The organism is Mesorhizobium sp. WSM1343 (assembly GCF_055901535.1).
In genome coordinates this window covers 4,833,754-4,859,431 of the sequence record NZ_CM148370.1, presented here as the reverse complement: position 1 = coordinate 4,859,431, position 25,678 = coordinate 4,833,754, and the positions used below count along the sequence as shown (strand labels likewise).

General features: G+C 63.5%; 27 protein-coding genes. 20 read left to right on the top strand and 7 right to left on the bottom strand.

Going from position 1 to position 25,678, the window contains the following annotated elements; genetic code table 11:
- Positions 1-12: 12 nt before the first annotated feature.
- A complete protein-coding gene (gene ndk / locus AC0NIL_RS23900) occupies positions 13-435 on the bottom strand; it encodes a nucleoside-diphosphate kinase (RefSeq protein ID WP_013532476.1) in 423 nt (140 codons plus the stop codon).
- A 159-nt stretch (positions 436-594) separates the two neighbouring features.
- Here ndk and AC0NIL_RS23895 point away from each other — a divergent pair, with 159 nt between their 5' ends.
- The gene (locus AC0NIL_RS23895) at positions 595-852 is read left to right on the top strand and encodes a DUF2934 domain-containing protein (protein WP_013532475.1); all 258 of its coding nucleotides are present in this window, start codon (positions 595-597) and stop codon (positions 850-852) included.
- Positions 853-869: 17 nt separating this feature from the next.
- On the opposite strand, the gene AC0NIL_RS23890 is transcribed toward AC0NIL_RS23895, so the two are convergent.
- Positions 870-1,562 (bottom strand): glutathione S-transferase family protein, encoded by a 693-nt coding sequence (locus AC0NIL_RS23890; protein ID WP_013532474.1) that lies wholly within the window; start codon positions 1,560-1,562, stop codon positions 870-872.
- A 59-nt stretch (positions 1,563-1,621) separates the two neighbouring features.
- On the opposite strand from AC0NIL_RS23890, the gene AC0NIL_RS23885 reads away from it, so the two are divergent.
- Entirely contained in the window at positions 1,622-2,134 is a 513-nt protein-coding gene (locus AC0NIL_RS23885; protein ID WP_013532473.1) for a DinB family protein, read from the top strand.
- A gap of 97 nt (positions 2,135-2,231) precedes the next feature.
- Here the strand turns inward: AC0NIL_RS23885 and AC0NIL_RS23880 are convergent, their stop codons facing one another.
- Positions 2,232-3,191, bottom strand: a complete 960-nt coding sequence (locus tag AC0NIL_RS23880; RefSeq protein WP_013532472.1) for a LysR substrate-binding domain-containing protein — start codon at positions 3,189-3,191, stop codon at positions 2,232-2,234.
- A 110-nt stretch (positions 3,192-3,301) separates the two neighbouring features.
- Between AC0NIL_RS23880 and AC0NIL_RS23875 the strand changes: the two genes are divergently transcribed.
- The 6 genes from AC0NIL_RS23875 (at position 3,302) to AC0NIL_RS23850 (ending at position 10,261) form a co-directional block, all read left to right on the top strand.
- Positions 3,302-4,135, top strand: coding sequence for a hypothetical protein (locus AC0NIL_RS23875; protein ID WP_024504290.1), 834 nt, complete (start codon positions 3,302-3,304; stop codon positions 4,133-4,135).
- Between the two features lie 45 nt (positions 4,136-4,180).
- Complete coding sequence (locus tag AC0NIL_RS23870; RefSeq protein ID WP_473573769.1) at positions 4,181-5,128, top strand: DMT family transporter; 948 nt, start codon at positions 4,181-4,183, stop codon at positions 5,126-5,128.
- Entirely contained in the window at positions 5,121-5,324 is a 204-nt protein-coding gene (locus tag AC0NIL_RS23865) for a hypothetical protein (protein ID WP_027162726.1), read from the top strand. Before AC0NIL_RS23870 ends, AC0NIL_RS23865 begins: the two co-directional genes overlap by 8 nt.
- Before the next feature lie 162 nt (positions 5,325-5,486).
- Complete coding sequence (locus AC0NIL_RS23860) at positions 5,487-5,936, top strand: Ros/MucR family transcriptional regulator (protein ID WP_013532467.1); 450 nt, start codon at positions 5,487-5,489, stop codon at positions 5,934-5,936.
- Between the two features lie 124 nt (positions 5,937-6,060).
- A complete protein-coding gene (locus AC0NIL_RS23855) occupies positions 6,061-7,938 on the top strand; it encodes an ABC-F family ATP-binding cassette domain-containing protein (RefSeq protein ID WP_027162727.1) in 1,878 nt (625 codons plus the stop codon).
- Between the two features lie 214 nt (positions 7,939-8,152).
- Positions 8,153-10,261: a molybdopterin-containing oxidoreductase family protein gene (locus tag AC0NIL_RS23850; protein WP_275953564.1), complete on the top strand. Its 2,109-nt coding sequence runs from the start codon at positions 8,153-8,155 to the stop codon at positions 10,259-10,261.
- Positions 10,262-10,287: 26 nt separating this feature from the next.
- On the opposite strand, the gene AC0NIL_RS23845 is transcribed toward AC0NIL_RS23850, so the two are convergent.
- Both AC0NIL_RS23845 and AC0NIL_RS23840 read right to left on the bottom strand, forming a co-directional pair.
- Complete coding sequence (locus tag AC0NIL_RS23845) at positions 10,288-11,430, bottom strand: flavin-containing monooxygenase (RefSeq protein ID WP_275953563.1); 1,143 nt, start codon at positions 11,428-11,430, stop codon at positions 10,288-10,290.
- Between the two features lie 81 nt (positions 11,431-11,511).
- The gene (locus tag AC0NIL_RS23840; RefSeq protein WP_275953562.1) at positions 11,512-12,021 is read right to left on the bottom strand and encodes an Lrp/AsnC family transcriptional regulator; all 510 of its coding nucleotides are present in this window, start codon (positions 12,019-12,021) and stop codon (positions 11,512-11,514) included.
- 72 nt (positions 12,022-12,093) lie between these two features.
- Between AC0NIL_RS23840 and AC0NIL_RS23835 the strand changes: the two genes are divergently transcribed.
- From AC0NIL_RS23835 to AC0NIL_RS23795, 9 genes are all read left to right on the top strand, one after another.
- Positions 12,094-13,302, top strand: coding sequence for a diaminopropionate ammonia-lyase (locus AC0NIL_RS23835; protein WP_275953561.1), 1,209 nt, complete (start codon positions 12,094-12,096; stop codon positions 13,300-13,302).
- Positions 13,299-14,525 (top strand): Zn-dependent hydrolase, encoded by a 1,227-nt coding sequence (locus AC0NIL_RS23830; RefSeq protein ID WP_275953560.1) that lies wholly within the window; start codon positions 13,299-13,301, stop codon positions 14,523-14,525. The genes AC0NIL_RS23835 and AC0NIL_RS23830 overlap by 4 nt, the downstream gene beginning before the upstream one ends.
- Before the next feature lie 33 nt (positions 14,526-14,558).
- The gene (locus tag AC0NIL_RS23825) at positions 14,559-15,725 is read left to right on the top strand and encodes a M20 aminoacylase family protein (protein ID WP_473573768.1); all 1,167 of its coding nucleotides are present in this window, start codon (positions 14,559-14,561) and stop codon (positions 15,723-15,725) included.
- Between the two features lie 392 nt (positions 15,726-16,117).
- Positions 16,118-16,291, top strand: coding sequence for a hypothetical protein (locus AC0NIL_RS23820; protein ID WP_013532459.1), 174 nt, complete (start codon positions 16,118-16,120; stop codon positions 16,289-16,291).
- Between the two features lie 97 nt (positions 16,292-16,388).
- Positions 16,389-18,482, top strand: coding sequence for an ATP-dependent helicase (locus tag AC0NIL_RS23815; RefSeq protein ID WP_275953558.1), 2,094 nt, complete (start codon positions 16,389-16,391; stop codon positions 18,480-18,482).
- A gap of 17 nt (positions 18,483-18,499) precedes the next feature.
- Positions 18,500-19,279 (top strand): 4-hydroxy-tetrahydrodipicolinate reductase, encoded by a 780-nt coding sequence (gene dapB, locus AC0NIL_RS23810; protein ID WP_275953557.1) that lies wholly within the window; start codon positions 18,500-18,502, stop codon positions 19,277-19,279.
- Positions 19,280-19,482: 203 nt separating this feature from the next.
- Positions 19,483-20,469 carry an ABC transporter substrate-binding protein gene (locus tag AC0NIL_RS23805; RefSeq protein ID WP_245487233.1) on the top strand — a complete coding sequence of 329 codons (987 nt, stop codon included), beginning with the start codon at positions 19,483-19,485 and terminating at the stop codon, positions 20,467-20,469.
- 142 nt (positions 20,470-20,611) lie between these two features.
- Positions 20,612-21,466: an ABC transporter ATP-binding protein gene (locus AC0NIL_RS23800; protein ID WP_013532455.1), complete on the top strand. Its 855-nt coding sequence runs from the start codon at positions 20,612-20,614 to the stop codon at positions 21,464-21,466.
- A 13-nt stretch (positions 21,467-21,479) separates the two neighbouring features.
- Positions 21,480-22,358: an ABC transporter permease gene (locus AC0NIL_RS23795; RefSeq protein WP_013532454.1), complete on the top strand. Its 879-nt coding sequence runs from the start codon at positions 21,480-21,482 to the stop codon at positions 22,356-22,358.
- Between the two features lie 28 nt (positions 22,359-22,386).
- Here AC0NIL_RS23795 and AC0NIL_RS23790 read toward each other — a convergent pair whose 3' ends face one another.
- Together AC0NIL_RS23790 and AC0NIL_RS23785 are read right to left on the bottom strand one after the other, a co-directional pair.
- On the bottom strand, positions 22,387-23,739 hold the full coding sequence (locus tag AC0NIL_RS23790) for a sensor histidine kinase (protein ID WP_013532453.1): 1,353 nt from the start codon (positions 23,737-23,739) through the stop codon (positions 22,387-22,389).
- Between the two features lie 13 nt (positions 23,740-23,752).
- Positions 23,753-24,430, bottom strand: coding sequence for a response regulator (locus tag AC0NIL_RS23785; RefSeq protein ID WP_024504276.1), 678 nt, complete (start codon positions 24,428-24,430; stop codon positions 23,753-23,755).
- Positions 24,431-24,894: 464 nt separating this feature from the next.
- On the opposite strand from AC0NIL_RS23785, the gene AC0NIL_RS23780 reads away from it, so the two are divergent.
- Genes AC0NIL_RS23780 through AC0NIL_RS23770 form a run of 3 tightly spaced genes read left to right on the top strand, consistent with a single transcriptional unit; the run spans position 24,895 to position 25,624 of the window.
- The gene (locus AC0NIL_RS23780; RefSeq protein WP_013532451.1) at positions 24,895-25,098 is read left to right on the top strand and encodes a DUF680 domain-containing protein; all 204 of its coding nucleotides are present in this window, start codon (positions 24,895-24,897) and stop codon (positions 25,096-25,098) included.
- A gap of 47 nt (positions 25,099-25,145) precedes the next feature.
- Positions 25,146-25,349, top strand: coding sequence for a DUF680 domain-containing protein (locus tag AC0NIL_RS23775; protein WP_013532450.1), 204 nt, complete (start codon positions 25,146-25,148; stop codon positions 25,347-25,349).
- A 47-nt stretch (positions 25,350-25,396) separates the two neighbouring features.
- Positions 25,397-25,624: a DUF680 domain-containing protein gene (locus tag AC0NIL_RS23770; protein WP_013532449.1), complete on the top strand. Its 228-nt coding sequence runs from the start codon at positions 25,397-25,399 to the stop codon at positions 25,622-25,624.
- The last annotated feature ends 54 nt before the right edge of the window (positions 25,625-25,678 follow it).

The window sequence follows — 25,678 nt, the reverse complement described above, 5'->3', positions numbered from 1 at the left end:
TGGATCGTCGGCTCAGCCGACGATCTCGGTGTCCGAGAACCAGTACTTGATCTCTTCTGCCGCGGTCTCCGGTGCGTCGGAGCCGTGCACGGAGTTTTCGCCGATCGACAGCGCATGAACCTTGCGGATGGTGCCTTCGGCGGCGTTGGCCGGGTTCGTGGCGCCCATCACTTCGCGGTTCCTGGCAATGGCGTTCTCGCCTTCCAGCACCTGGACGACGGTCGGTGCCGACGACATGAATTCAACCAATTCGCCGAAGAAAGGACGGTCCTTGTGGACGGCATAGAAGCCTTCCGCTTCGCGGCGGCTCATCCAGACCCGGCGCGAGGCGATGACACGCAGGCCTGCCTCTTCCAGCATCCTGGTGATGGCGCCGGTGAGATTGCGCCGGGTTGCGTCCGGCTTGATCATGGAAAATGTGCGTTCGAGCGCCATGGGTCGTCCTTGTCTGAGAATGGAATTGAGAGTGGCGGGCTCTATACAAGCCGCCCGGCCCATTGCCAAGGGCCCCCGATCAGACGGCTGCACAGCAACGCTTTGCTTGCTATAGTCGCGTGCCGGCGCCGCGCTGAGGTCGGGCCGTATGGAGACAACATGACCATGACAGACGATCGTCAGGAACGCATTCGCAACCGTGCGCACCAGATCTGGCTGCAAGAGGGCCAGCCGGCTGGACATCATGAGCGCCATTGGCATCAGGCGGCGGCGGATGTCGACCAGGAGGACGCCACGGACAAGTCGGCAGCCAAAAAGCCAACCAAGAAGGCAGCTGGCGCCGCCAAGCCAAAAGCCGCCCCCAAGGAGGCAAAGGCTGCCACGAAGGCCGGCAAGCCAAAGAAGGCGGCCAAGTAAGTTACTGCTTTACGGCGTCAAGCCGCGGCGGCGACCTTTCGCCCCAGCCCGCCATGCAGGTCGAGGCAGCGGGCGAACCACTGCGCCACCACGTCGCCGTCGTCGAGCAATTGGTAGGGCGAGGCTATGCGCGCCCATTGCAAGGCGCCGAAGACGATATAGTCGCCAAACAGCGGCGCCGCGCCGCCGATGAACGGCTGATAGAAGAGCATCGAGCGCAATGGCTCCAGCGAGGCTCTGAAAGTGCCGAGCCCGGCCTCCCTGGCGGCCGTCACCTCCTCCAGCCTCTTGCCAAGACGCTGCTCCCGGCTTTGGCGGAAATAGACGGCGTTTTCCGCGTCCTGCATGGCATGAAGGTCCATGATGGCCGCGGTGGTCACGTAGGGATGAATGGTCACTTGCGACCAGCGTTCGATGAAGCGCGCCATCGCCTCGCCGCCTTCACCGCCAAACAGCGTCGGCCGGTCCGGATAGGCTTCATCGAGATAGAGCGCGATGGCGAAAGAATCCGCGAGGACTGTCTCGCCGTCGCGGATCACCGGAACGGTTTTCGAAACGCCGCCCTCGACAGCGGGCACCTCGAGAAAGCGCGTCGGTACGGTTGATATGTCGAGCCCCTTGTGGGCAAGCGCCATCGCCACCTTCCAGCAATGCGGGCTGAACGGACGTGTGCTGTCGCGTCCGACGAGATCATAAAGCAGAATGGTCATTGGCGGCGGCTCCCGTGCGGGTTAGGTAGGCCCCGCATCGACGCGAGCCGAGGGAAGCCATGAGACAGCATTTCATGATGTTTGCGGCCTATAATCAATGGGCCAACGGTCGCATCTATGATGCCGCCGCCGAACTCGATGATGAGGAATTCAACCGCGATGTCGGCGCCTTCTTCGGCTCGATGATGGGCACGCTCAACCACCTTTTGACTGCCGACCGCATCTGGATGAAGCGCTTCACCGGGGAGGGCGACGCGCCGACGACACTGGACGCTATCCTGCATCGGGGGTTGACCGGCCTGCGGGCGGCGCGTGAAGCCGAGGACAGGCGGATCATCGATTGGGTCGGCGGCCTCAATGACAAGGCGTTGACGGGCCGGTTCACCTACATGACCGTCTCGGACATGCGCACCGTTTCGCAAAGGCTGGCGCCGGCGCTGGACCATGTCTTCAACCACCAGACCCACCATCGCGGCCAGGCGCATACGATCTTGACCATCCTGGGACGGCCAAGCCTGGGGTTGGACCTGATGCTTTTCCAGCGGACCGAGGAGGGCAGGGCTTTCGCCTGATCCGGTGGCGTTTGCGTAGTCAGTCCGAAGGTTGTGCCGGCCGTCGCTGCATTTTGTGCTGCAGCATCGTCTTTGCATCAGTAGGCACCGGATGGATTCAGGCAGCCGTCGAAGCCTCGCCCCTGATTTCGTTGTCCAACTGGGACTGGGTCAGGGCCGCTTCCGCCATGACCCACTGCTTGAACAACTGGACCTTGCGTGCGGCAAGGCCTTTCAGCGGAGAGACAAAATACCAGCCAGCCGTGTTCGGATGATGGACGGCGAAGGGAGCCACCAGCCTTTCGGCGCGGATGTCGCTGGCCATATAGGCACGGTTGGCCACCGCAAAGCCCATCCCGGAATTGGCTGCCTCGTAGGACATCATGCACGAGTCGAAATAGATGCTCTTGGTCTCGCTGAGCACGAAGCTGGCGCCGGCGAAACCAAGCCAGGACTGCCAATTCTGGGTGCAGGTGTCGGAATGCAGCAGGGTGAAGTGCTTGAGGTCGTCCGGTGTCACCTTCGACAGCCGCTTGTCGCCGAGGACTTCGTGGAACAGCTTGCGGCTGCACACCGGTGTCAGGTCTTCGCGAAACAGCAGATCGGACTGCAGCCCGTGAAAGTGACCGTCGCCATAACGGATTTCGAGATCGAATTCCGAGGCCGTGAACTCATGCGTCGCGTACGAAGTCGAGACCCGCATCACGATATCGGGATATTGCTGCTGGAACAGCGGCAGGCGCGGAAACAGCCAGCGTGCCGCAAAGGTCGGCAGCACCGATATTTTTAGCACATGCTCCTGCGATTGTCCGGTCGCTTCCATGCTGGCGGCCACGATTCGCTCCAGCGCCTCGCGAACGCGCGAGACATAGGTCTCGCCCTCCGGCGTCAACGACACCGCATTGCCGCCGCGCTGGAAAATCTTGAAACGAAGCTGATCCTCCAGGCTTTTCACGCGCTGGCTGACCGCTGAAGCGGTAATAAACTGTTCTTCACCGGCGCGCGTGAAATTCCCGTGCCGCGCAGCACTTTCGACGATTTTCAGCGAATTGAGGTTGACCTGACTGAGCAGACGCACGGTTTCGACCTTAAGCTTGGCTTACACTAGCACCAGCATTCCTAATTTTACAGGGGTGGGTGAATTAATCGACTGTTTACCAAGTGTTGCCCCCATCCTGGAGAAGTACAGTGAACGCCCACACCATTCCCGAACTGCGTTATGCGATGAGCCGCGAAGCCATTATCGGCCATGAAACCGCCTGGAAAGTGTCGAGTTTCGGTGTCGCGCAATATCTGCACGGCTATGACCCGGCACTGCTTGCCGCGATCGAGGAGGCTGCCCTGAAGCTCAAGGCCAGCCATGCCGTGCACAAGCACCTCGATCTGACCTTCATCACCGGGGCCGACCGTTTCATCCCCGAGATCAGGGAATTGCTGCATGACAAGCTGCGCCTGGAGCGGCTGTCCGACATGATGGGCACCAAGCTGGAGCCCTATCCGCTGTCGATCGTCGGCTCGACGGTCACCTTCATGAATCCCAGGGACGGCGCCGTGGAGTGGCATTGCGATGGCGTTCCGGTCACCGAGCTCATTCCGCTGTCGATCAGCAATCCGCTGGTCGGCGGCCACCTCGAAATCTATTGCGACGACTCCGAAACCGGCCGCGCCATTCTCGAATCCGGCCGCGAGATCCCGCGCAACAGTGTCATGCGCATCGATCACAAGATGAACTACGCGACGCTCGGCCAGTTCCTGGGCGTCCTGCATCGCACCGCGCCGATCCGGTTCGGCGAGCGCGTCACGCTGGTGCTCAACCAGCGCTCGGTGGCCAAACCCTATGTCGACGACAACAGAATGTTCTATCTCGCCGCCGACAATGACCACGACCGTGAGTGGGTCAGCGAACTGGCCGAAGATGTCTGGACCAACCAGCTCCCGGCCTACCGTCGGTTCGAGGCGGAGCATCCCGTGCCCGCCGCCGTCGATGCTCCGGTTCCGGGCGGAGCCAGGGAATCATGGTAGTGAACCATGATCCCGAAAAGTCGGAACCGGTTTTCGGACAGGATCATGGTCGAACAGCAAAATAGAATCCCATGCCGATTGTTTCGGCAGGGAACCGGCTCGATATCCGCGTTGGTCTTCGCTGCCGGTGCGGTGGCGTTGTGGTCCACCAATGCCCTGATCGGCAAATCCCTGCTGGCCGGCCATCCGGTGTCGCAGGTCCAGTTCCTGCAATTTGCAGGCGCTGCACTCGTCTTCGCCGCCATCCGATTGATGAGCCGGGCCATCCGATTGATGAGCCGGGAAAGAGTAGCACCGGTCACGGCCGGGGCGGCGTTCATCTCTCTCGCGGTCGGCTTCATCGGTCTGGTCGGCACCATGGTGCTGCAATACATCGCCTTCGCTTCGATGCCGGTGATCGAGGCCAATCTGGTCGCCTACACCTGGCCGTTGATGGTCGCGGCGGCAGTCATTGCCTTGGAAAATCCGCGGCGTCCGGCACTGTTGGGTCTCGCCGCGGTGGTAGGCTTCATCGGCGTCGCACTGGTGATTTCGGGAGGGCGCAACCAATCCTGGTTCGACGGCGATCTGGTCGGATATCTCGCCGCATTCGGGTCGGCGCTGTGCATGGCCTTCTATTCGATCATGGTGGGACGGGTCGCCACCCCAGCCGATCGCCTGTTGCTGCCCTCATCGTTGATCGGCGTCGCTTTGACGTTTCTGTGGTGCGCTCGCGACGGTTTCACCTGGCCCATCGGCGCGGACCTGGCTCTCGGCCTTTATCTCGGCGCCGGTCCGATGGGCTTGGGCTACTATTTCTGGTCGCGCGCCTTGAAGCTTGAAGGCAGCGGCAGGGTCGCGGTGGTCGCCTATCTCACGCCGATCGCCTCGACCCTGCTTTTGACCTTGTCCGGCGAACGGCTGACGGTGACGGCCATTGTCGGAGCCATCCTCGTCATCGGCAGTTGTGTCGCGGTCGGTGTGGAACGTTCGGAGGCCGAAAACCATGTTTGACGAGAATGAGCGTCTGGCCATTCAGGAAGCGCATTGGCTGATCGACGAATTCGGCGTCGAGGCACCGCTTTACGCCGCGATGAGGGCCGAAAAGGCGATAGAACAAAAGGATTTCGCGCGCTGCGCCCGCTGGAAGCGTATTCTGGAGATATTGGACGAAAGTCCTGCCGCTAAGTCTGCTGGTTCCAAGTATTAGATTTTCTAATTTGCACGGCGTCGATTTCGCATGAATGCTATTTTGGCCGATTCTTCATTCTTTTATGAGACTTGGCGGTCCGTTGGGGGACGCGGTTAAAGAGATACATCGACACAAGTCTTCGCTGGGGTGGAGGATTTTGTCGCAAATAAGGTGAAAGAATTGTCAAATATCGATGATAAGACCGTTATCGAGCTGACGGCCGATATTGTCTCGGCCTATGTAGGCAACAATCCCCTTCCGGCTTCCGGCCTGCCTGAGTTGATTGCCAGCGTCAGTGCTTCGGTTCGCAAGCTCGCTGGTGCAGTTGTCGCGGAAACACCAAACCTGGTTCCGGCAGTCAATCCGAAGAAGTCGGTATTTCCCGACTACATCATCTGCCTTGAGGACGGAAAGAAGTTCAAGTCGCTCAAGCGGCACCTGCGGACCGACTACGGCCTGAGCCCGGACGACTATCGGGCCAAATGGGGCTTGCCGCCGGACTATCCGATGGTTGCGCCAAACTACTCGGCGACGCGATCGGCGCTGGCAAAGTCGACGGGACTGGGCCGCAAGCCGGCAGCAGCGCCGGCCGCTGTCGCCAAGGCAACGAAGCGCAAGGCGACTGCCTGAGAGCAGGCAAGCCACCGTTCGGCTGCTTTGACGGCGCCCTCGCGGGCGTCGTTTCGAGGCCTTGTGCGGCCAACTGGCCCGCAAGGCCTTGCGAAGCGTTGATGTCCGGTGCAAAAGCGCGGCCATGCTGATCATCAACGACCTATCGCTCCGCATGGCCGGACGCCTGCTTCTCGACCATGCCTCGCTGACCTTGCCGGCCGGCACCAAAGCCGGCCTTGTCGGCCGCAACGGTACCGGCAAGACGACGCTGTTCAAGGCCATTACCGGCGATTTCCCGTCCGAGACAGGCTCGATCAGCCTGCCGAAGAGCACCCGCATCGGCCAGGTGGCGCAGGAAGCGCCAGGCACCGAGGATGCGCTGATCGAGATCGTGCTCAAGGCCGATCTCGAACGCACGGCGTTGCTCGAAGAGGAAAAGACGGCGACCGATCCGCACCGCATCGCCGACATCCATATGCGGCTTGCCGACATCGACGCGCACTCAGCCGAATCCCGCGCCGCCACCATTCTCGCCGGCCTCGGCTTTGATGACGCTGCGCAACGGCGTCCGGCCTCCTCCTTTTCCGGCGGCTGGCGCATGCGCGTGGCGCTCGCCGCGGTGCTGTTTGCCGAGCCCGATCTGCTGCTGCTCGACGAGCCGACCAACTATCTCGATCTTGAAGGCACGCTGTGGTTGGAAAACTACGTGTCGAAATATCCGCACACCGTGCTTTTGATCTCGCACGACCGCGACCTGCTCAACCGCGCCGTCAACTCGATCGTTCACCTCGACCAGAAGAAGCTGACCTTCTGGCGCGGCGGCTACGACCAGTTCGAGCGTCAATACACCGAACAGAAGGAATTGCAGGAGAAGGGCCGCGTCAAGCAGGAAGCCGCGCGCAAGCACATGGAATCCTTCGTCGAACGGTTCCGCGCCAAGGCCTCCAAGGCGAGACAGGCACAGTCGCGCATCAAGGCACTGGAAAAGATGAAGCCGATCGCGGCCCTCGTGAACGACTCGGTGCGGCCGTTCTCCTTCCCCGAGCCGGTGAAGACGGTGGCCTCGCCGATCGTGGCGCTGAACAACGTCAATGTCGGCTACACCGAGGGGCAGCCGATCCTTAAGAAGATGACGCTGCGCATCGACGCCGACGACCGCATCGCGCTGCTCGGTGCCAACGGCAACGGCAAGTCGACCTTCGCCAAACTGCTGTCCGGCCGGTTGAAGCAGGAGAGCGGCACCATGACGGTGGCGCCCGGGCTGAAGGTGGCGATCTTCGCTCAGCATCAGCTCGACGATCTGCGGCCGGACGAAAACGCCTACGAGCATGTCCGCCGGTTGATGCCGGAGGCGCCGGAATCGAAGGTACGCGGCCGCGTCGCCCAGTTCGGCCTCACCACCGAGAAGATGAACACCGCCGCCAAGGATCTTTCGGGCGGCGAGAAGGCGCGGCTGCTGATGGGCCTGTCGGCCTTCGAGGGGCCGAACCTGTTCATCCTCGACGAACCGACCAACCATCTCGACATCGACAGCCGCGAATCGCTGATCCATGCGTTGAACGAATTCCCTGGCGCCGTCATCCTGATCTCGCATGATCGCCATCTGCTCGAGGCAACCGCCGACCGGCTGTGGCTGGTCAAGGACGGCGCGGTCAACCCCTATGACGGCGATCTGGAAGACTACAAGACGCTGGTCACCGGCGTGTCCGGCGACCGCCGCGGCAAGCGCGAGGCCGACAAGGCATCAAAGGCCGACCGCCGTCGCGATGCGGCGGCACGCCGCGCCGCCTTCGAGCCGCTGGCCAAGGAAATCCGCGCCACCGAAGCGCTGATGGACCGCATCCGCAAGCGCATCGACGGCATCGAGGACGAACTGTCCAATCCGGCGGTGTACGAAAAGGATCCCTCGACAGCGACCCGGCTGGCCAAGGAGCGCTCGCAACTGGCCCAGACGCTGGCCGGCCACGAGGAAAAGTGGCTGTCCATGTCGGCAGAGTATGAGGAGGGCACGGCGGAATAAGGAGACTGTTCCTTCCTTCTCCCCTGCGGGAGAAGGTGTCGCCGAAGGCGACAGATGAGGGGTGTTCCAGGAAACGCCAACGTCTCACTCCGCTGGAACACCCCTCATCCGTCTCGGCGCTGCGCCGATCCACCTTCTCCCACAAGAACAAGGGGAGAAGGGAAGGCCCTATCTGGCCCTACACGCCGCATTCGAAACCCGCTAGACATGCCCCATGAACCAGCACGCCAAGCTCAGAATCGGCCATTCCGCCTGTCCGCATGATTGCCCGTCGACCTGTGCGCTCGAGGTCGAACTGCTCGACGGCAATCGGATCGGCCGCGTCCATGGCGCCAAGTCCAACAGCTACACGGCCGGCGTCGTCTGCGCCAAGGTCGCGCGTTATGCCGACCGCGTCCACCATCCCGACCGTTTGCTGAAGCCGCTGATCCGCGCCGGCACCAAGGGCGGCGGCACCTGGAAGGAAGCGAGTTGGGAGGCCGCGCTCGACCTTGTCGCCGAAAAGTTCATTGCGGCCGAGGAGAGCTACGGCTCGGAGACGGTCTGGCCCTACTATTATGCCGGCACGATGGGGCTGGTGCAGCGCGACGGCATCGACCGGCTGCGCCACGCCAAGAAATATTCCGGCTTTTTCGGGTCGATCTGCACCAATCTCGCCTGGACGGGCTGGATGATGGGGGCCGGCGCCTTGCGCGGGCCGGACCCGCGCGAGATGGCGAAATCCGATTGCGTGGTGATCTGGGGCACCAATGCGGTGGTGACCCAAGTCAACGTCATGACCCACGCCATCAAGGCGCGCAAGGAGCGCGGCGCCAAGATCGTCGTCATCGACGTCTACGAAAACGCGACGATGAAGCAGGCCGATCTCGGCCTGGTGCTGAAGCCGGGCACCGACGGCGCGCTGGCCTGCGCGGTCATGCATGTGCTGTTCAAGGAGGGCATGGCCGACCGCGCCTATCTCTCGAAATACACCGACGACCCGAGAGGGCTGGAAGCGCATCTCGAGACGCACACGCCGGCGTGGGCGGCCGGGATCACGGGCCTGACGGTTGCCGAGATCGAGGCCTTCGCCCGCCTCGTCGGCACGACCAAGAAGACCTATTTCCGCCTCGGCTATGGTTTTGCACGCCAGCGCAATGGCGCCGTCAACATGCATGCCGCCTCGTGCATCGCGGCTGTCACCGGCAGCTGGCAATATGAGGGCGGCGGCGCCTTCCATTCCAATTCCGGCATCTTCAAGCTCAACCAGGATGTGCTCGAAGGCACCAGGATGCGCGATCCCTCGATCCGCTATCTCGACCATTCGCGCATCGGCCCGGTGCTGACCGGTGCCAGCGATGCGCTCTATGGTGGCCCGCCGGTGACGGCGATGCTGATCCAGAACACCAATCCGGTGAATGTCGCGCCGGAGCAGCGGCTGGTGACGCAAGGCTTCCTGCGCGACGACCTGTTCACTTGCGTGCACGAGCAGTTCATGACCGACACGGCCAAGCTTGCCGACATCGTATTGCCGGCCACGATGTTCCTCGAGCACGACGATGTCTACAAGGGCGGCGGCAACCAGCACATCACGCTTGGCCCCAAGCTGATCGAGCCGCCGGAGGGACCGCGCACCAACCATTTCGTCATCGAGCAATTGGCTGATCGCCTCGGTGTCGCCGACCGTCCGGGTTTCGGCCTGACCGAGCAGCAGCATATCGACATCATCCTGGGCAAGCGCGGGCTGGGCAGTTTCGAAAGCTTGAAGCAAGACAAATGGGTCGACCTGCAGCCGGATTTCGAGGCAGCACACTTCATCAACGGATTTGGCCACGCGGATGGAAAATTCCGCTTCCGCGCCGACTGGACCGGGCAGGCGGCGCCCAACCGGCCGCCCAAAAGCATGGGCCTGTTCGGCCCGGTGGCGCGGCTGCCGGAATTCCCCGACCATGTCGACCTGATCGAGGTCGCCGACGAAGCCCACCCGTTCCGGCTGACGACGTCGCCGGCGCGCAACTTCCTCAATTCGACATTCTCGGAAACACCGGTGTCGAAAGCCAGGGAGGGCCGCCCGGAACTGCTTCTACATCCCGACGATGCCGCGGCACTTGGGCTGGCCGATGGCGACCGTGTCGAGGTCGGCAACCAGCGCGGCGAAGTCGTGCTGCATGCAAAACTGTTCGACGGCATCAAGCGTGGCGTGGTGATCGCCGAAGGCATCTGGCCAAACAGCGCCCATGAGCGCGGCGAGGGCATCAACGTTTTGACCGGCGCCGACGCGCCGGCGCCCTATGGGGGTGCTGCCTTCCACGACAACAAGGTCTGGCTGCGCGCGGCAAGGTGAGAGAACTCAGTTGCTCTCGCGTCAAATTATACCGGCAGGGCTTCGGCCACCTTCTTTCGGTTTCGCCTAAGACTGATGTCGTCGGCGATCTGCTCGGCCTCGATCGAGATTTCGCGCAGCAATCCGGTGACCGGATTGTGAAAGCCGATGAGATAGAGGCCAAGCTCTGAAGCCCTCGCATTGACGCCGCTGCGCACTGGCTGAACGCCGGGCTCCAGCAATTTGGCGTAGCCGGGCCGGAAGCCGGTGGCGAAGATGATCGCATCGAACTCGCCATGCTTGCCATCGGCAAAACGGGCGCCCTGTTCGGTGATCTCGGCAATGTCGGGTGCGACCTTGATCGCGCCTTCGCGGATCTTGCGCACCGTGCCAATATCGATCGTCGGAATGCGCGACGAGAGCACGATCTGCTGCAACATTCCTTGCTGCGGCCGCCTGAGCCCATATTTCCCGAGCCTGCCCAACGCCAGATCGAGGATGATGGGAAACAAGGCATCGTTGATGCGCTGCGGCATCAGGCGTGCCGCCATGCCGATCATCTGGATGGGCACGCCAAGCAGTTCGCGCGGTACGATATGAACGCCGCCGCGCACCGAAATCGTCGGCCGCGCACCGCCTTCCACCAGATCGAGCGCAATCTCGGCGCCGGTATTGCCCATGCCGACGATCAGCACCGACTGACCGGCGAAAGGCATTGCGTTGCGATAGTCGGCGCTATGCAGCTTTCGGCCCTTGAAGGTATCGGCGCCGGCAAATCCGGGCATCAGCGGCTCTGCGTTGTTGCCAGATGCAATCACAACGTTTGAAGCATGCAAGGGGCCGGTCGTCGTATCCACGAGCCAGCTTCTGCCCCGCCGGGTGATCGCCCGCACTGTTTCTCCAAATCGCGGCCGCAGATCGAAACGTTGCGCATAGGCATCGAGATAGTCGACGAAGAGATCGCGCGGCACATAACGCGGATAGTCCCTGGGAAAGGGCGCGAAGGGCAGCGAGGAAAAGCGCTTGGCCGTGTGCAAATGGACGCGCTCATAGTGGCGTCGCCAGGCGGGTGCGGCCTGCTGCTCCTTTTCCAGCAGGACGAAATCCTGCCCGCTCTGCCGCAGGCACGCGGCAATGGCCAGGCCCGCCGGCCCGGCACCGATGATCGCAACTGGGGTGGTGTCGTCCAAGCGCGCCTCCGCGGCAGAATTCACAGCCCGAGAATGTCAAAAACATGGTGGGAAAGTAAAGGCCTGCCGCGCGACAAATATTTAGACAGGCAAAGGCACCGTCAACCCTACCTTGACCCGGTCCATGGCAACGAACGTGCGGAATTTGCGGACATTGTTGCTGTCGAAGAACAGTTTTCGCGTCAGCGCCTCATAGGCGCCCATGTCGGCCACTGTGATGACCAGGATGAAGTCGGCCTCGCCGGTGACGTAATAGCATTGCTGGACCTCGGGGGTCGCCGAGAACTGCCGCTTGGCCGCGTCGATCAGTTCGGCGCGTTCGCTCTCGAGTTCCACCTCGACGAAGATGGTGATGGGCTGGCCGACAGCCGACGGCTCCACGACCGCGACATTGCCGGCAATGACGCCGGTCTGCTCCATGCGCTTGATGCGGCGCTGCACCGCCGGCGCCGACAGGTTCACCGCCTCGCCGATCAACCGCTGCGGCGTCGTGTTGTCGCGCTGCAGGATGGCAAGGATGGCGAGATCGAAACTATCGAGCGAGGACGGCAATGCAGGCAATGGAATATCCTGGACGAAACAAACTTGCATTTAAGAGACCATATTACAGCGCTCTTTGCGTTGCTCCTGCAATATGTTCTCGCTGACCAACGGGACCGGCCAATGTTCCTGCTCAACCGCAACGCATCGCACCGCCGGCCGCTCGATCCGATCGATGCCGAAACCCTTGGCGTGGCCGGAGCCGACACGGTCGAGCGTTTTCTCAGCCACCGCGACAATCACCGGATGACGCCGCTGCATGCACTGCCGGCGCTCGCCAGCGAATTCGGACTGGGCGCCATCCATATCAAGGATGAGGGCTTTCGCCTCGGCCTCGGCAGCTTCAAGGCGCTTGGCGGCGCCTATGCCGTCTTCCGCCTGGTGCTGGAGGAGGCCGGCAGTCGCCTTGGCCGGCTCCTCGATGTGGCCGATCTCGATCGGCCTGATGTGCGGGCGGTCGCCGCGGCGATGACATTTGCCTGTGCGACCGACGGCAACCATGGCCGCTCCGTCGCGCAAGGCGCGCAACTCGTCGGCGCGCGGGCGGCGATCTTCGTCCACGCCGGCGTCAGCGAGGAGCGCATCGCGGCGATCGCCCGCTATGGCGCCGAGATGATCTGCGTCCACGGCAATTATGACGATTCGGTCAGGCAAGCTGCCCAGGTTTCGGCCGACAAGGACTGGACTGTGGTCTCCGACACCTCGTGGCCGGGCTATGAGCGCATTCCCGGCCTGGTCATGCAGGGCTATACCGCGATCGTACGCGAAGCCTTGCGCCAACTCCCTCGGACGCCGACCCACGTCTTCGTGCAGGCCGGTGTCGGCGGCATTGCCGCCGCGCTGGCCGGTCATCTGGCCACCGTGCTCGGTGACGCCAGGCCGACCTTCATCGTGGTCGAGCCGGCGCGTGCCGCTTGTGTTTTTGCAGCCGCCCAGGTCGGGCGCCCGGTCAAGGTCGCGCACGGCCAGCCGACGGTGATGGCCATGCTTGAATGTTACGAAGCCTCGCCGGTCGCCTGGCGGGTGCTGGCGCGCGCCGCCGACGCCTTCATGACGGTGGATGAGGACGAGGCCATCGCGGTGATGCGGCGGCTGGCCTGGCCGGCCGGCGGTGACCCGGTGATCGTTGCCGGCGAAAGCGGTGGTGTCGGCCTTGCCGGGCTGATCCGGGCGGTGGCCGACAACCGGGCCGATCTTGAACTCGACGGCAAATCGCGGGTGCTGGTGATCAACACCGAAGGCGCCACCGACCCGCATCGCTACGCCGAACTGGTTGGCATGAACCCGGCCGATGTGCTGGAAGGCAAGATGACAGCCGAGGCAACGGCATGATCGCCATCGATGCGCAGCGCCTGCTCGGCCGCATCCGCGAACTCGGCGCTGTTGGCCGGGATGGCGAGGGAAGGCTGACCCGGCTGGCCGCCTCAGACACCGACAGGCAGGGCCGCGACCTCTTCGTCGGCTGGCTTCGGCAGGCCGGGCTCGATGTCGCCATCGACCGGGTCGGCAACATTTTCGGCATCTGGCAAAACCCGGAAATTACCGGGCAAGCGCCGCTGCTCATCGGCTCGCACATCGACACCGTCATCGATGCCGGCATTTATGACGGCTGCTACGGGGTGCTTGCCGGGCTGGAAGTGATCGAGACGCTCAAGGCGACAGGCTTTTCGCCGTCGCGCCCGCTCGCGGTCGCCGCTTTCACCAATGAGGAGGGCGTACGCTACACACCCGACATGATGGGCTCGCTGGTCCACGCCGGCGGCATCGATGCCGAAACGGTGCTGGCGGCCGTTGGCACCGACGGCAGCGTGCTCGGGCAGGAGCTTGCCCGCATCGGCTATGCCGGCGACCGGGAGCCCGGCTTCCTCACGCCGCACGCCTATCTCGAACTGCATATTGAGCAAGGGCCGGTGCTGGAGCGCGAAGGCTTGCCGGTCGGCGCGGTGGAGAATCTGCAAGGCATCTCCTGGCAGCGCATCACCATCGACGGCGTCGCCAACCATGCCGGCACCACGCCGATGTCGATGCGCAACGATGCCGGCCACGCCGCCGCCCGGGTCATCACCTTCCTGCTCGACCGGACCAAAGCCTCGAACGCGCCGACCGTCGCCACCGTCGGCACGATCCGCTTCGAGCCGAATGCCATCAATGTCATCCCTTCGCGCGCGGTCTTCACCGTCGATCTGCGCGATCCCGACGAACAGCGCCTGCAGGCGGCGGAAGCGGCGCTTGCCGCCCATCTCGAGCAGCTTGCCGCCGCTGAGAACGTGACGGTTTCGGTCGAGCAACTGGCCCGCTTCGAACCGGTGATCTTCGACCTGCGCATCGTCGAACAAATCGAGGCCGCCGCGAAACGCCGTGGCCTCGGGGTCAGGCGCATGACATCAGGCGCCGGCCACGACGCGCAGATGCTGGCGTGTATCGCGCCTGCGGCGATGATCTTCGTGCCGAGCGTTGGCGGCATCAGTCACAGTCCGCGCGAACACACCGATGACGCCGAGCTTGTTGCCGGCGCCAACATCCTGCTTGATGTGGCCGCGCAACTGGCAAAGTAGGTCAGAAGGGGCAGAAGCAGAAGGGGCAGAAGAATGTCTGAACTCGATCGCGACGCGCTGAAGCAGGAAATGATCTTCTGGCGGCGCGATCTGCATGCACACCCGGAATTCGGCTTCGAGGAGAAGCGCACCGCCGCCTTCGTCGCCGCCAAACTGCGCGAATTTGGGTTGGACGATGTCACCGAAGGCGTCGGCGGCACCGGTGTTGTCGGCACGCTGAAGCGCGGCAGCGGCAACCGGGCGATTGCGCTGAGGGCCGACATGGATGCGCTGCGCATATCAGAACAATCGGACGCATCTTACCGGTCCGGCAATCCCGGCATCATGCATGCCTGCGGCCATGACGGCCACACCACCATGCTGCTCGGCGCGGCAAAGCTGCTGGCCGGTGAGGGCGGTTTCGACGGCATCGTGCGCTTCGTCTTCCAACCGGCCGAGGAATGGGGCAGGGGTGCGCTCGCCATGCTCGACGATGGGCTGATGCAGCGCTTTCCCTTCGACGAGATATTTGGCCTGCACAACATGCCCGGCCTGCCGATCGGGCATTTCGAGACCTGTGCCGGACCCATAATGTCGGCCGAGGACAACTTCGAGATCGTGCTCAAAGGGCTCGGTGGCCATGCCGCGCGGCCGCATGCGGGCAACGAAACGCTGGTCGCCGCCTGCGCGCTGGTAACCAATCTGCAGACCATCGTCTCGCGCCGGCTGAGTCCGGCCGACATATCCGTGGTTTCGGTGACCGAGCTGATCACCGACGGCACCCGCAACGCTCTGCCCGGTCTTGCCCGCATCCTCGGCGATGCGCGCAGCTTCCGTCCCGAGGTCAGCGCCGAGATCGAGCGGCAGATGCGCATTATCGCCGAGGGCATCGCCGCCGCCTACAATGTCACCGCCGAGGTCAAGTACAGCAGGGAGTTCGTGCCGCTGCGCAACGATGCCGAACTGGTCGATGCCGCATTCGCCGCCGCCAGAGGCGTCTTCGAACCCGGCAACATCGCCGTCGCCCGCGAGCCGATGACCGCCTCCGAGGATTTCGCCCGCTTCCTCGACCATGTGCCGGGCTGCTTCGCCTTCCTCGGCAATGGCGAGGGTTCGGCGCCGCTGCACAATTCCAGCTACGACTTCGACGATGAGGGGCTGTTGTTCGGCACGAATTTCCATGTCGCGCTGGTCAGGCAAAGGCTCGCGGCCGGGAGATGATCGCGGCGTCACGATTGTCAAACATGCGTATCGCGAGCCGGATATGGGTAGAGTCGCGGGCAGATACGCTGTTAACAAAAACAATGTTACGATGACGCAGGGGAAAGACTCAGCTAGCCTTACCTGTGCGGCGGACCTAATTATCCGCTTGGCCGGCGCTTCACTCCTCCCAAGCGGCGCCGGCCTTCTTCTCCAAAAGTTCGTCCGGGACGCCACAGCGGGTTGCGGCAGCACGCGAACCTCGCAAAGGCCAAGTTCCGCTTGCGGTGCCTCGAGAATGCATCGGGAGCGCCGGCGAACCGCCCTCTATCTTCGACTGCGCGCGTGGACGATTGGCAAGGGAACCAAAGGCTGTTTCTACGGTTGGTTCTGCTCCAAAGGAGTGTTGCACCATGTTCCGTCTGCTCGTCGCCGGCGCCTTCGCCTATGTCACTTATCGCATCGCCAGGAAGATGGTCGAAAACGTGCCCGATACGGTCGACCCGCTGCTGTTGCCGCCGTCGCAACCCGATCGCGAGACCTTGCGACGGCAGTCGGCCGACATGGGTGTCGATCCGCAACGCTAGCCGCGATCCCTTCTCTTCAGACCGGCCCCAGTCCTGCATGGGTTAGGTGTGCCCGCATCGATGTTGCGAACAAAGCAGAAACGATGCTTGATGGGCGATGAACCTCGCCACCGCTGATTCGACCTTTCGGGAACCGACCGTCCAGCCTGCCTATCTCGCGCGGCTGAACGATGCCCAGCGCCAGGCCGTCGAGCACGGCGCCGGTCAGATTGCCGGCCCGTTGCTGGTCATTGCCGGCGCCGGATCTGGCAAGACCAACACGCTGGCGCATCGCGTCGCTCATCTGATCGTCAAGGGCGCCGACCCGCGCCGCATCCTGCTGATGACGTTTTCGCGCCGCGCCGCATCCGAAATGGCCAGGCGCGTCGAGCGTATTGCCGGCGAGGTGCTCGGCCGCGATGCAGCCGTCATCACCGATGCGCTGACCTGGGCCGGCACCTTTCACGGCATCGGCGCGCGGCTGTTGCGCGACTATGCGCTGGAGATCGGTCTCGACCCGGCCTTCACCATCCATGATCGCGAGGATTCCGCCGACCTGATGAATCTGGTCCGCCACGAGCTCGGCTTCTCGAAGACGGAAGCGCGCTTCCCCACCAAGGGCACTTGCCTTGCCATCTATTCGCGCGCCGTCAACGCGCAGGCGCCGCTCAACGAGGTGTTGGGTTCCGCCTTTCCCTGGTGCGCCGGCTGGGCGGAGCAGCTGAAAGAATTGTTCGCCGGTTATGTCGAGGCCAAGCAGGCGCAAAACGTGCTCGATTACGACGATTTGCTGCTCTACTGGGCGCAGATGGCGGCGGAGCCCGAGATAGCAGCGCATCTGGGCGGGCGTTTCGACCATGTGCTGGTCGACGAATACCAGGACACAAATCGCCTGCAGGCTTCGATCCTCATGGCGCTGAAACCCGACGGCGCCGGGCTGACGGTGGTCGGCGACGATGCGCAATCGATCTATTCGTTCCGCGCCGCCGAGGTTCGCAACATCCTCGACTTCCCCAATCAGTTCGCGCAAGCCGCCGACGTGGTGATGCTGGAGCGCAATTACCGCTCGACCGAGACCATCCTTGCTGCCGCCAATGCGGTGATCGGCGAAGCCTCGGAGCGCTTCACCAAAAACCTGTGGTCGGAGCGCAAATCCAGCGACAGGCCAAAACTGGTGACCGTGCGCGACGAAATCGAGCAGGCCAATTTCGTCTGCGACGCGATCCTGGCCGAGCGCGAGGCGGGCACAGCGCTGAAATCCCAGGCGGTGCTGTTTCGCGCCTCGCATCACAGCGGGCCGCTGGAGATCGAACTGACGCGGCGCAACATTCCCTTCGTCAAATTCGGCGGCCTGAAGTTTCTCGATGCCGCTCACGTCAAGGATGTGCTGGCGGTGCTGCGCTTTGCCGAAAATCCGCGCGACCGTGTCGCCGGTTTTCGCGTATTGCAACTCTTGCCTGGCATCGGCCCTTCGGCCGCCGCGCAGATCGTCGAGACCATGACGACGGCGCTGGACGAGGCCATGGGGCTGGCCGGCTGGCGTCCGCCGCAACGCGCGGCGGACGACTGGCCTGGCTTCGTCGCGCTCTATTCCGGCCTGCGCGCCGGCGCCAGATGGCCGGCCGACCTCGAACAGATCAGGCTTTGGTACGAGCCGCATCTGGAGCGCATCCACGAGGACGCGACGACGCGCCGGGCCGACCTGTTGCAACTCGAGCAGATAGGCTCGGGCTATGCCTCGCGCGAGCGCTTCCTGACCGAACTGACGCTCGATCCGCCGGACGCCACCAGCGACCAGGCTGGGCCGCCGCATCGCGACGAGGACTATCTCATCCTGTCGACCATCCATTCGGCCAAGGGCCAGGAATGGAAGAATGTCTTCGTGCTCAACACGGTCGACGGCTGCATCCCGGCCGATCTCGGCGTCGGCAGCAAGGAAGACATCGAGGAGGAGCGCCGGCTGCTCTACGTGGCAATGACGCGGGCCAAGGACAATCTCAACCTGGTCATGCCGCAGCGTTTCTTTCCACATGGCCAGGCGGCGCGCGGCGACCGCCATCTCTATGCCTCGCGCACCCGTTTCATCCCGGCTTCGATCCTTGCCGCATTCCAGCAGGTGTCGTGGCCGAGCGCACAGGCAGCACAGGGCAGGGCGGCCCGGCCGGAGGTGCGCGTCGACATCGGCGCACGCATGCGCGGCATGTGGAAATAGCCGCGGGATAGCGCTCCATGTCGAAACCACCGGTCAGGATAACCCTCGCGGGTGCGCTGGGCCGCATGGGCCGTCAGATGGCGGACGCCGTGCAGGGCGACGCGCGGCTGGCGCTCGCCGCCCGCTTTCACCGGCCGGGCAGTGTCGGCGAAGGGCTGGTGAGCCGCGACGAGGCGCTTGCCGTGGCCGACGTGGTCATCGACTTCACCACGCCGGCTGCCTCGGTCGACCTGGCCAGGATTTGCGCCGAGCGCGGCGGGCCGGCCCTGGTCATAGGCTCTACGGGCTTCGATGCTTCTCAATCGGCTGCGATCGCCGACGCCGCGAAAACGATTGCCATCGTGCGCTCCGGCAGCTTTTCACTCGGACTCAACATGCTGGTCGGACTGGTCGAGCAGGCGGCGCGGGCACTCGACCCCGATGACTGGGACGTGGAGATTGTCGAGGCGCATCATCGCCACAAGGTCGATGCGCCATCGGGAACGGCGTTGATGCTGGGGCATGCCGCAGCCGGCGGACGCGGCATCGATCTGGAGACGGTCGCAAGGCGTGCACGCGATGGCGCCATTGGCGCGCGGCCTCCCGGTGAGATCGGCTTTGCGGTGCTGCGTGGCGGCAGCATCGTCGGAGAGCACAGCGTCAGCTTCTGCACCGAGGGCGAACTTGTAACCCTGTCGCATGCGGCCGGCGACCGCATCATGTTCGCCCGTGGTGCTATTGCCGCCGCGCTCTGGGTGGCGGGGCGCCAACCCGGCGAATACGACATGCGCGACGTTCTCGGTTTCGGCGCTCCGTGACCGGCAGCCACAACGGATTCCATTTCAACGGCCGTTAAAACGACTGAAAGCCAGCTGAAAGCTTGGGCGTGCCATGAAGTCATTACGGCGTTCGCCGTGTGACCGGTGCGGGAGCGGCCGGTAAGGAGGAATGCGGCGCAGCCGGGATGGCGCGCCGCCCAAGTGGAGGAAGTTTCGTGACCGGTTTCATCTCGAAGTGCGCCCTGCGCACAGCGGCGCTAACCCTTGCTATTGCAGCCACAAGCGCCACGGTGGCTTCGGCTGCCGACAAAATCACCATCATCGTCGGCGGCATGGAAAAGCAGATCTATCTGCCTGCCGTGCTCACCCAGCAGCTCGGCTACTTCAAGGACCAGGGGCTCGATGTCGAACTGCTCAACTCGCGCGCCGGGGTCGAGGCCGAAAATGAACTGCTGGCCGGTGCCGTCCAAGGCGTTGTCGGCTTCTACGATCACACCGTCGACCTGCAGTCGAAGGGCAAATACATCCAGTCGATCGTCCAGTTCAGCCAAGCGCCTGGTGAGGTCGAGCTGGTCTCCGCCAAGCACCCGGAGATCAAGTCGCCCGCCGATTTCAAGGGCGCCACGCTCGGCGTCACCGGTCTCGGCTCCTCGACCGATTTCCTGACCCAGTATCTTGCCGTGCGCAGCGGCCTGAAGCCCGGCGACTACACGCTGCTGCCGGTCGGCGCCGGCAACACCTTCATCGCCGCCGTCAAGCAGGACCAGATCCAGGCCGGCATGACCACCGAGCCGACCATCGCCAAACTGCTCAAGACCGGCGAGGCAAGCATCCTGGTCGACATGCGCACGCCCGAAAAGACCAAGGAAGCGCTGGGCGGCGACTATCCGGCGGCGTCCTTCTATGTCCAGTCCTCCTGGCTGGAAGGCCACAAGGATGAGGCACAGAAGCTCGCCAATGCCTTCGTCAAGACGATGAAATTCATCGCCACGCATTCGGCCGAAGAGATCGCCGACAAGATGCCGAAGGATTATTATGCCGGCAACCGGGACCTTTACGTGCAGGGGCTGGCCGGCGGCAAGGCGATGTTCACGCCGGATGGCCGCATGCCGGCCGATGGTCCGCCGACCGTGCTCAAGGTTCTCTCGACATTCTCGAAGAGCCTGCAAGGCAAGCAGATCGACCTGTCGAAGACCTACACGACCGAATTCGTTGACGCCGCCAAATAGCGGCGCCAGCCTACCACTCGTTGAATAACAAGGACTTGCGCCGGCTGCTTGAATCAAGAAGGCAGCGGCGCGGCCTCCCGAACACCTGGAGATCCGTGGCACTGCCGCGGGCTCCCTTGCCCCATTGCGACAGGAGTGCGCCATGCAAGTGCAACCCATGGCGGCCGAGAAGCTGTCTCAGGCCGCGCCACAAGCCGACGCCGCGATCGCCATCGATGATGTGACCTTGCGTTTCGTCACGCCCGACGGGCACATGATGACGGCGATCCGCGATTTCACGATGACCGTGGCGCGCGGCGAGTTCGCCTGCGTCGTCGGGCCGACCGGCTGCGGCAAGTCGACGACGCTCAACCTGGTCACCGGCCTGTTGCGGCCGACGACCGGCAATGTCCGCGTCATGGGCACGCCGGTCACCGATATCAGCCGGGACATCGGCTTTGTCTTCCAGGCGGATGCGCTGTTTCCCTGGCGCAGTGTCATCGACAATGTCGCCGCCGGTCCACTTTATCGCGGCACGCCAAAGGCGCAGGCCTACGACCGCGCCCGCGACTGGATCGCCCGCGTCGGCCTCGGCCGCTTCGAGAAGCACTATCCGCACCAGCTTTCGGGCGGCATGCGCAAGCGCGTCGCGCTGGCGCAGACCTTCATCAACCAGCCCAAGATCCTTTTGATGGACGAGCCGTTCAGCGCGCTCGACATGCAGACGCGCACCGCCATGCAGGACGAATTGCTGGATCTGTGGTCGGAGCAGAAATCCTCGGTTGTCTTCGTCACCCACGACCTAGAGGAGGCGGTGGCGCTGGCCGACAAGGTCTATGTGCTCACCGCTGGGCCGGGCACGGTCAAGAGCGTCTACCGCATCGACCTGCCGCGCCCGCGCGTCATGGCCGACATCCGCTACGACCCGAACTTCGTCGAGATTGCCAAGGTGATCTGGAACGATCTGCGCGAGGAAGTGCAGCTCGGCCAGAGCCGGACCTTGCAGACCGGACATTGAAAGGAGAAACAGCATGACCGCAATCTCTCCGACCGCCAACCAGGCCGCCGTCCGCGATGCTTCCATCGCCGTTGCCGAAGCCCGGGCGAGGGCAAGGCTGCGCCGCCGCCACGCGCTTGTCATCTCCTTGCGCCTGGCGATCCTGGTCGTCTTCCTTGGCCTGTGGGAACTCGGCGCCGACTACAACATCATCGACCCGTTCTTCTTCGCCAGCCCTTCTGGCATCTGGCAGCAGATCTGGTCGTGGATCACCGAAGGCACCTCTCAAGGCCCACTCTGGCTGCAGATCTACGTGACGCTGGAGGAAACCTTCCTCGGCTTTGTCATCGGTGCCCTTGGCGGCATCGCCGCCGGCATCATCCTCGGCCGCAATCGGCTGTTGGCGGATGTCTTTTCGATCTACATCAAGATCGCCAATTCGGTGCCGCGCGTCGTGCTCGGCTCGGTGTTCATCATCGCGCTCGGCCTCGGCATGGCGTCCAAGGTGGCGCTTGCCGTGGTGATGGTGTTCTTCGTTGTTTTCGCCAACGCCTTCCAGGGTGTGCGCGAGGCCGACAGGGCAATGATCGCCAATGCCCAGATCCTTGGCGCCTCGCCGTTCCAGATCACCCGCACCGTCATCATTCCTTCGGCGATGAGCTGGATCCTCGCCAGCCTGCATGTCAGCTTCGGCTTCGCGCTGGTCGGCGCGGTGGTCGGCGAGTTCCTCGGCGCCAAGCAAGGCATGGGCCTGTTGATCTCGACCGCGCAGGGCGCCTTCAACGCCAATGGCGTGTTCGCCGCGATGATCATCCTGGCTGTCATGGCGCTGGTGGTGGAGTTCATCATCACCCGCTTCGAGAACTATGTCGTGAAGTGGCGGCCGGCGCCGTTCAACGAGCAGGGAACGTGATCGGTCAGACCAGGGGCAGCCTGACCGGTCAGGCCAGCGGCAGCCTGACCTCAACCAACAGACCGCCGGCCGCGCCATCCCCAAGGGTGACGCGGCCGCCGGCATTTTCGACGACCTCGCGTACAATGGCGAGTCCCAGCCCGCTGCCTTCCTCGGTCGAACCGGCAATACGGTAGAAGCGCTCGAAGACATGGTCTCGCTCGTCCGCCGGAATGCCAGGCCCGTCGTCGGCGACCGTCAGCACGGCTTCGCCGTCGATGGCCGCCAGCTTCACCGTGACACTGCCCTCGGCCCGGGAGTAGCGCAGCGCGTTGTCGACGAGGTTGACGATCATCTCGCGCAGCATGGTGCCGTCGCCGATGACCGGAACGGGGCCAGCCTCCTCGAGGCCGAGATCTATTTTGCGATCGATGGCCGTTGGCGCCAGGGTTTCCAGCACGTGCCGGGCGGCTTCCGCCAGGTCAATGCGGTCGGCGCGCGGCCGCCGGCTGCCTGGCTCGGCGCGTGACAGGGTCAAGAGCTGTTCGGCCAGCCGCGCCAGTTTGCCGGAACTCGCCTGCAGCGCCACCAGCGCCTCCTGGCGGGCATCGGCGGCACTTTCGCGAAGCGCATAGCTTGCCTGTGTCGACAGCAGCGCCAGGGGCGTGCGCAGCTGGTGCGCCGCATTGGCGATGAAGCGGCGTTGCGCCGCCATCTGCGCCCGCACGCGCTCCATGTAGGCGTTGAGGGCGTCGATCAGCGGGCGGATCTCGCTTTGCGCACCGGGCACTTCGACGGGGTCAAGGTCGCTGCGGTTTGGCGAGCGTACCGCATCGCGCAGCCGGATCAACGGCGCCAGGCCGCGACGCAAGCCGAGCAGCACGAACACGCCGGCAATCGCCACCAGCGCCAGTTGCTGGGCAAAGGCGCTGAACCAAAGCTGTTTGACCATGGCGTCATGGCCGGCAAGGGTGACGCCCACGGTGACTGATATTGGCGAGTCGTTGCCAGCGCCGATCACCGCATGGCCAAGGGTCAGGAGCCGCAGCTGGTGATCGCGGTAGGCGGCCTCGACACTGGCATGCTGCGGCGCTTCGGGCAGGTCGGGATATCCGGTCAGCAGCCGCCCGCCGGCTGTCTCGACGCGATAGTAGACGCTGTCGCGGTCGCCGGTGTCGAACATCTCGATCGCCGCCGGGGGCACCGTGGCATCGAGCACGCCGTCGACCATGGCGACCTGCTCGGCAATCGCCCGCGCCGATCCGACGAGCATCCGGTCGGTGACCAGGTCCGCGGTCGCCAGTGCGTTGCGCTGGCTGGTCCACAGGTTGATGGTCGCGAGCCCGGCAAGCGGCAGCACCACCCATGCCAGCAATTGCAGGCGGAGGCTGTTGATCCTCATGGCGCCAGGATCGTCACGGCGCCAAATCGTCTTGTCGCAAGAGGTAGCCGAGGCCACGCAGTGTGGCGATCTGGACCCGCGACCCTTCGAGCTTCTTGCGCACGCGGTGCACGTAGATCTCGATGGCGCTGGGATCGGCGTCGGTCTCGAAATCGTAGATCGCGGCCGACAATGCCGCCTTGCTCACCGTGCGTCCGGCCTTGACCATCAATTGCTCAAGCACGGCATGTTCGCGCGGTGTCAGCGCCAGCGCCTCGCCGGCAAGCGAAAACAGCCGCGTGTTGGTGTCGAAGACGAGATCACCGCAGGCAACGACCGGCGCGGTGCGGTCATTGGCACGGCGCAATTGCGCGCGGATTCGTGCTTCGAGCTCTTCGATCTGGAAGGGCTTGGCCAGATAGTCGTCGGCGCCCTCATTGAGGCCCTTGACCCGGCCGTCGAGACTGGCGTTTGCGGTCAGCACGATCACCGGCACCCGGTTGCCGCGCGTCCGCAACATTCGCAGCACCTCCAGCCCGCTCATGCGCGGCAGCGCAAGGTCGAGGATGACAAGCGCGTGGTCACCGGCGGCGAGCGCGTGTTCGACATCCTCGCCATCATGGACGATGTCGACGACATAGTTCGCCTGACGCAGGGTCTTGCCCAGCCAATCCGCCAGCTCGCGATTGTCTTCTACAAGCAGCAACCGCATTTCTATCGCTGTCCTGGGGTGCAGGTCACCCGGATTTCCGCCCACTTCTTCAACTGGCGCCGCCAAGTCGCGCCCGATTGATGATCGTGCACAAGCGATAATCTCGATCCAACCGCAAGGCAAATGGAGGAGATCCAGAAGTTCAGATGGTGCGCAATCGTTTCAAACCGAACCGTTCAGTTCGATTTCTGTTGACGCACTGTGTAGCAGATGGTGAACGCCGGCCTGGCGAGCGGTCGCGCCTGGTGATGGGCGTTATCGATTAACTGTCTGATTTCAAACAGTTAAATTATGACCGCCGAGGCCTGTGTCAAATTTCAAGGCCTGGATTCGAGCCGCGGGGGAACATCTTCGTGATTGGAATCCGCGGCAGGGCGAGCCCATCTCGGGGTGGTCCGAGCGACGCGAAATTCCTCCCAAGGGCACGCCACTAGACGGACATGACAAATACTGGAGTAATTAAAATGACCAAGATCGCTCTTACCGCCGCCGCCATCCTCGTTGCCACGGGCACTGCTTTTGCCGGCAGCGACAATTATGGCTCGGCCAACGCCAATCAGCCTGCCGTCGCTGTCGACCATTCGATCACCGCTTCGGTCTCCAAGTCGACGCAGACCGTCCAGGCCCCCGCTTCGCAGGGCGCTGACCGCAACCTCTTCGGCCGCTAATCGCGACTGCCGATATCGACCCAAACTTGAACTCAGGAGTAATTAAAATGACCAAGATCGCTCTTACCGCTGCCGCCATCCTCGTTGCCACGGGCACTGCTTTTGCCGGCAGCGACAATTATGGCTCGGCCAACGCCAATCAGCCTGCCGTCACCGTCGACCAGTCGGCCACTGCTTCGATCTCCAAGTCGACGCAAACCGTCCAGGCCCCCGCTTCGCAGGGCGCTGACCGCAACCTCTTCGGCCGCTAATCGCGACTGCCGATATCGACCCAACATTGAACTCAGGAGTAACTAAAATGACCAAGATCGCACTCACCGCCGCCGCCATCCTCGTTGCCACGGGCACCGCTTTTGCCGGCAGCGACAACTACGGCTCTTACAATGCCAACCAGCCTGTTGCGAACCAGTCCGTGTCCGACATCGACACCACGCATACCGGCTCGATCCCGAAGTCCGTAAAGACGCAGGGTGATGCCAATGCCAACGTGCCGGCTCAGTCGGGCCAGGGCATCTGGGGTCGTTGATTTCTGAAGTCTGCGACCACAAAGAGCGGTGGGCCTTGCCCGCCGCTCTTGTTT